At 56.7% G+C, this 6949-nt stretch carries 3 protein-coding genes; 2 read left to right on the forward strand and 1 reads right to left on the reverse strand.

Annotation, left to right across the window (positions count from 1 at the left end):
• The first annotated feature begins 155 nt into the window (after positions 1-155).
• Together gltB and ACT3TJ_RS15015 are read left to right on the forward strand one after the other, a co-directional pair.
• Complete coding sequence (gltB, locus tag ACT3TJ_RS15010; protein WP_444665970.1) at positions 156-4598, forward strand: glutamate synthase large subunit; 4443 nt, start codon at positions 156-158, stop codon at positions 4596-4598.
• Positions 4599-4631: 33 nt separating this feature from the next.
• Positions 4632-6050 (forward strand): FAD-dependent oxidoreductase, encoded by a 1419-nt coding sequence (locus tag ACT3TJ_RS15015; protein WP_444665972.1) that lies wholly within the window; start codon positions 4632-4634, stop codon positions 6048-6050.
• Between the two features lie 141 nt (positions 6051-6191).
• Here ACT3TJ_RS15015 and ACT3TJ_RS15020 read toward each other — a convergent pair whose 3' ends face one another.
• Positions 6192-6602 (reverse strand): GlcG/HbpS family heme-binding protein, encoded by a 411-nt coding sequence (locus ACT3TJ_RS15020; RefSeq protein WP_087107899.1) that lies wholly within the window; start codon positions 6600-6602, stop codon positions 6192-6194.
• Positions 6603-6949 lie beyond the last annotated feature (347 nt).

A 6949-nucleotide genomic window follows, 5' to 3' on the forward strand; every position in this document is an offset into this window, starting at 1 on the left:
AGCAAGTCGCTATGCTGAGCGACCATTTTCTTGCGGCAGTGAATCGGGGAAACACCCAGTTATAGGCGGGTAGAGGTTTTTGTGTGAAAAGAAAAAACCGTCTATTAAATCATAATAACGCTGCTAATAAAATACCTTTGACTAGAGGCACGCCCATGAATAAAGGTCTTCACCAGCCCGGCGAGTTTCGCGATAACTGTGGCTTTGGCCTTATTGCCCATATGGAAGGGCAGGCCAGTCACGATTTGCTGAAAACCGCTATCGAATCACTCACCTGTATGACGCATCGGGGCGGGATTGCCGCTGACGGTAAAACCGGTGATGGCTGTGGGTTGCTGCTTAAAATGCCGACCCGTTTTATGCGCGAAGCCGCACAAGACGCGCTGGAGATTACGCTGGGCGACCAGTTCGCCGTGGGCGTTGTTTTTCTACCCAACGATGATGCCCGTGCCGAGGCTGCGCGCGAGACGTTTGCGCGCGAATTGGGTGCTCGTGGCCTAAATGTCGTCGGCTGGCGCGTTGTGCCCACTGATTCAAGCGTTTGTGGCCCCATGGCGCTTGACTGCCTGCCGCGTATCGAGCAGGTCTTTATCGAGCCCGGTGAGAGCGAGCAGTTCACTGTTGATCTGTTTATGGCGCGCCGTTATACCGAGCAGGCTTTACGGGCCGAAGAAGACTTTTATGTCGCATCGCTCTCCTCTGACGTGGTGTCGTATAAAGGCCTAGTCATGCCGGAAGATCTTCCGGCGTTTTATAAAGACTTAAACGACCCGCGTCTGGAAACCGCTATCTGTGTTTTCCACCAGCGCTTTTCAACCAATACGGCGCCGCGCTGGCCGCTGGCACAGCCGTTTCGACTGTTGGCGCACAACGGTGAAATCAATACGATCGAGGCTAACCGCGGTTGGGCGAACTCACGCAAGGCCAACTTCGTTAACGAGCGACTGCCCGATATCGCACAGCTGGATGAAATCGTTAACACCACGGGTTCCGACTCTTCCAGCATGGACAATATGCTGGAAGTACTTCTGACGGGAGGGATGGAGCTGCACCGTGCGGTGCGCATGATGGTGCCGCCTGCCTGGCAGAACGTTGAAACCATGGATGCTGAGCTGCGCGCCTTCTACGAGTACAACTCCATGCACATGGAGCCGTGGGATGGCCCGGCAGGTGTGGTCATGACTGATGGCCGCCAAGCGGTGTGTATGCTGGACCGTAACGGCCTGCGTCCCGCTCGTTGGGTCATCACCAAAAACGGCTATATCACCCTGGCATCTGAGATTGGTACTTACGGTTACAAGCCTGAGGACGTGGTCGCCAAAGGCCGTGTAGGCCCTGGTCAAATGCTGGCGGTTGATACCCAAACCGGCGAAGTGCTGCATACCCGGGATATTGATGACCGCCTGAAGTCTGCTTATCCCTATAAGCGCTGGCTCAAGCAGGAAGCCAACTATCTGGAATCCGCGCTCACCGAGCTTGCACGCTTCCAGACCATGGAGGCTGATGCGCTGAACGTGCACCAGAAGATGTTCCAGGTGACGTTTGAAGAGCGTGACCAGGTGCTGCGCCCGCTGGCCGAAAGTGGCCAGGAAGCCGTGGGTTCCATGGGTGATGACACCCCCATGGCGGTGCTTTCTAGCCGTCCGCGCCTGTTAACCGACTTCTTCCGCCAGAAGTTTGCTCAGGTAACCAACCCGCCGATTGATCCGCTGCGTGAAGCCATCGTGATGTCGCTGGAAACCTGCTGCGGTGCTGAGCTTAACGTTTTCAAGGCAACGCCTGAGCACGCGCATCGGTTGATCCTGACTACACCGGTACTTTCACCACGTAAATTTACCGCGCTGGTTAGCCAGGACGACCCGGCCTTTGCAAGCCACACGCTGTCAATGGGCTACGACCCGGAACAGCAGAGCTTAAAGCAGGCGCTGAATGCGCTCTGCCAAGAGGCCGAAGCCCAGGTGAAAGCGGGCAAGGTAATCCTGGTACTTACCGATGCGGAGCTACCCAAGGGTATTATTCCTATTCAGGCGCCGCTCGCCGTTGGCGCGGTGCATACGCACTTGGGCCGCCTGGCATTGCGTCCCAATGCCAATATTATCGTTGAGACTGGCTACGCCCGGGATGCCCACCAGATGGCCGTGCTGTTTGGTATCGGTGCGACCGCCGTGTATCCGTGGCTTGCCTATCAGATTATGGCCGATATGCACCGTACGGGTGAGCTTACCGGCAACCCGGCCGACGATCGTGAGAACTATCGCAAAGGCTTGCAAAAAGGCCTGTTCAAGATTCTCTCCAAAATGGGCATCTCGACGTTGGCCTCCTATCGTGGCTCCATGCTGTTTGAAGCCGTAGGCCTTTCTGATGACGTGATGGATACCTGCTTTGCAGGCATGGCATCGCGTATTCAGGGCGCGGGTTTTACCGAGCTGCAAATGCAGCAGGAGCTGTTGGCCAAGGATGCCTGGATTACCCGTAAAGGGATCTCCCAAGGCGGTATGTTCAAGTATGTGCATGGTCATGAGTACCATGCCTATAACCCTGATGTGGTGAAGTCGCTGCAGGCTGCCGTGCAGGAGGGCAGCTACGCCAAGTGGAAGGCGTTTGCTCAGCTGGTTAATGAGCGCCCTGTTGCCACTATTCGTGATTTGCTGACGCTAAAGCCTGCCGCGACGCCGTTGCCGCTTGAAGACGTCGAGCCGGTTGAAGCGCTGTTGCCGCGCTTTGATAGTGCCGGGATGTCGCTGGGAGCGCTCTCTCCTGAAGCGCACGAGGCGCTGGCCCAGGCAATGAACGAGGCGGGCGGGCGCTCCAACTCGGGTGAGGGCGGCGAAGACCCGGCCCGTTACGGGACGATCCGCAGCTCTAAAATCAAGCAGATCGCCTCGGGGCGCTTTGGGGTAACGCCTGCTTACCTGGTCAATGCAGAAGTGCTACAGATTAAAGTCGCCCAGGGCGCGAAGCCGGGCGAAGGTGGCCAGCTACCTGGCGGCAAGGTCAATCAGCTTATTGCGCGTCTGCGCCACGCGGTGCCTGGCGTCACGCTCATTTCACCGCCGCCGCACCACGATATTTACTCAATTGAAGACCTCGCGCAGCTGATTTTTGATCTTAAGCAGATCAATCCGGATGCGCAGGTGTCGGTCAAGCTGGTATCTGAGCCGGGGATTGGCACCATCGCCACCGGCGTTGCCAAGGCTTACGCCGACCTGATCACCGTGTCGGGTTACGACGGCGGCACCGCAGCAAGCCCGCTGACCTCTATCAAGCATGCGGGCTCCCCTTGGGAGCTGGGTCTGCCTGAGGTGCACCAGGCGCTGCGTATCAACGGTCTGCGCGACAAGATTCGCCTGCAAACCGACGGCGGCCTTAAAACCGGTCTGGACGTCGTCAAAGCGGCCATTCTGGGGGCGGAAAGCTTTGGTTTTGGTACCGCACCGATGGTGGCGCTGGGCTGTAAGTTCCTGCGTATTTGCCACTTGAACAACTGCGCCACCGGGGTCGCGACTCAGGACGACTTCCTGCGCGGCGAGCATTTCCGCGGCACGGTGGATATGGTCAAAAACTACTTCCGCTTTATCGCTGAAGAAGTGCGTGAGCTGATGGCTATGCTGGGCGTGCGCCAACTGACCGACCTGATCGGGCGTACTGACCTGCTGGAAGTGCTTGAAGGTAACACGGCAAGCCAGCGCAAGCTCGACCTGATGCCGTTATTGGCCAATGACTTTGTACCCGCCGAAGCGCCTCAGTTCTGTACGGTGAGCCGTAACGTGCCGCACGACCCGGGCGCCAAAAACCAGGAAGTGCTGGCGGCGCTTAAAGAGGCTATTGAGAGCCAGTCGGGCGGTGAGTTCAGCTTTACGATCACCAACTGCGACCGCAGCGTAGGCGCACTTACCTCCGGCGCTATCGCCAAGCGTTATGGGGAAGAGGGCTTGGAAAACGCGCCCGTTACTGCACGCTTTACCGGTGTGGCCGGGCAGAGCTTCGGCGTCTGGAATGCCCGAGGCCTTAACCTGTACCTGGAAGGCGATGCCAACGACTACGTGGGTAAAGGCATGAACGGCGGCAAGATCGTTATCGTGCCACCCAGAGTCAGCCAGTTCGAAAGCTATAAAACCGCGATTATCGGTAACACCAGCCTGTATGGCGCAACCGGCGGCACGTTGATGGCCGCGGGCACCGCAGGCGAGCGGTTCGCAGTGCGTAACTCCGGCGCCACGGCGGTGATTGAGGGCGCAGGCGACCACTGTTGTGAATACATGACCGGCGGCCTGGTGTGCGTGCTGGGTGAGACGGGCGTTAACTTTGGCGCAGGCATGACCGGTGGGTTCGCTTACGTGCTGGATGAAGACCGCACCTTCGTGGACAAGTACAACCACGAGCTGGTCGAAATTCATCGCGTCAGTACCGAAGCCATGGAGGCCTACCGCCGCCACCTTCGCGAACTGATTAGCACCTACGTCGAAGAGACGGGATCTAGCCGTGGGGCAGCGATTTTAGAAGACTTTAGCGACTACTTGCGCCACTTCTGGCTGGTGAAGCCAAAAGCGGCGAGCCTGGGTAGCCTGCTGGATCAATCTCGGCGTCAGCCGCAATAAACCGCCTGTGTCTACGCTTCGAGGAGAAATATCATGGCTAACCGTTTAAATAACGATTTCCAGTTTGTTGATGTGGGTCGTCAGGACCCACAGAAAAAAGCCGCTCATACGCGTGCCAAAGAGTTCGCCGAGATTTACGAGCCGTTCAAACCCACGGATGCGGCAAGCCAGGCGCACCGTTGCCTGCACTGCGGCAACCCGTACTGCGAGTGGAAATGCCCGGTTCACAACTATATTCCCAACTGGCTGCAGCTGGTGGTGGAAGGCAACATCATTGAAGCTGCGGAGTTGTCACATAAAACCAACTCACTGCCCGAAGTGTGTGGCCGCGTATGCCCGCAAGACCGGCTGTGTGAAGGCGACTGTACGCTTAACGACGGCTTTGGCGCGGTCACCATTGGCTCGGTTGAGAAGTACATTACCGATACCGCGTTTGCCATGGGCTGGCGCCCGGACATGTCCAAGGTCGTGTGGACGGATAAAAAAGTCGCCATTGTCGGCGCCGGGCCTGCCGGGCTTGGTTGTGCCGATATTCTGGCGCGCAACGGCGTCAAACCCGTGGTGTTTGATAAGTACCCGGAAATCGGTGGCCTGCTAACCTTCGGCATTCCTGAATTCAAGCTTGAAAAGAACGTCATGGAGCGTCGCCGGGCGGTGTTCGAGGAAATGGGCATTGAGTTTCGTCTGAACACTGAAATCGGCACGGATATCGAGTTCGACACGCTGCTTCAGGAGTACGACGCGGTTTTCCTGGGCATGGGAACCTATAAGTACATGGAAGGCGGCTTCCCCGGGGAAGACTTGCCCGGCGTATATAAAGCGCTCGATTTTCTGATCGCCAACGTCAACCGCTGCCTTGGGTTTGAAAAAGATCCCAGCGATTACATCTCAATGGAAGGCAAGCGCGTTGTGGTGCTTGGCGGTGGTGACACCGCCATGGATTGTAACCGCACCTCTATTCGTCAGGGCGCTGAGAGCGTTACTTGTGCTTATCGCCGTGATGAAGAGAACATGCCCGGTTCACGCCGTGAGGTGACCAACGCACGTGAAGAGGGCGTCGAGTTTCTGTTCAACCGCCAGCCGGTGGCGGTGGTGGGCGAAGAGAAGGTCGAAGGCGTGAAGGTTGTGCGCACTCGCCTCGGCGAACCTGACGAAAACGGCCGCCGTCGCCCTGAGGTGGTGCCAGGTTCTGAAGAAATTATTGCCGCCGATGCGGTGGTTGTAGCGTTTGGTTTCCAGGCAAGCCCAGCACCCTGGTTTGAAGGCTCACGCATTGATCTGAACGAGCGTGACCTGGTAAAAGCCCCCGAGCACGGCCAGTTTGCCTTTCAGACCAGCAATGAAAAAATCTTTGCCGGCGGCGATATGGTGCGCGGCTCTGACCTGGTGGTCACGGCTATTTATGAAGGCCGCCAGGCGGCAGAAGGTATATTGGACTACCTCGGCGTGTAATTCGGAGCAATGGGGTGCTTGCGGCACCCCTCGCCCTTCCCGAAGATCCTCTACAGTATACATTTATAGTGGCTATGCTTTTCGTGAGGGGTGGGCCGTGATGCTTTGGCGAATTGTAACCTGAATATTTGCTGGTTCATTTCATGCTTGCTCCAGCGCATCAATACCTGACTGGGCTACCTGGGTATCTTGAGCGGAGCTAACCCCTGATACTGCGATGGCACCGATCACATTGTCGCGAACATAGATTGGCAAGCCTCCTTCAAGAAGCCCTGTCATAGGCGTAGCCAGAAATGACAGCCGCCCTTGACCAAGAATTAACTCTTCATAAAACTGCGTTGGACGGCGCGTCAGCGCAGCCGTGCGAGCCTTGGCGGTGGCCATCTCCACTGTCATAGGGGCAGCGTCTTCTAGGCGTTGAAGATTCAATAGGTGACCACCGTCGTCAACGATGGCAATTGCCACTGGCCAGTTATGCTGTTGGGCGAAATGACGAGCGGCATTGGCTATGGATTGAACATCTTTATCAGTGAGGCAATGGCGTACTTTCATCAAAGTTTCTCCGGAGTAAGCAGAGTTTTCAGACACTGATTTAGGGTGGTCTGCGGGATGGCAATATCGAAGACAATGTCAAAGTGGTTACGACCGCTGCAGCTGCGTACTGCTGTAACTGGCATGTAGTGGGTCAGTCGTTCGGCTAATGCTAAACTCTGGTACTTGAAAACAGTAGTTTCCATCTCTCCCCAAGCTATGGCGACAGGTACAGGATTGTGAATCGGTAGGTGTAATGGACTTAGCTGTGCGGATTGATGGGGTGTTAGGTGTAGAGGCTGGTTAATATAGGTGCCGACCAGGGGTTGGAGATCGTAGATGCCGCTAACTAGGGCGTGTCCTCATTT

The sequence above is a fragment of the Halomonas sp. AOP30-A1-24 genome (assembly GCF_052378165.1).
Classification (GTDB): domain Bacteria; phylum Pseudomonadota; class Gammaproteobacteria; order Pseudomonadales; family Halomonadaceae; genus Vreelandella; species Vreelandella citrativorans.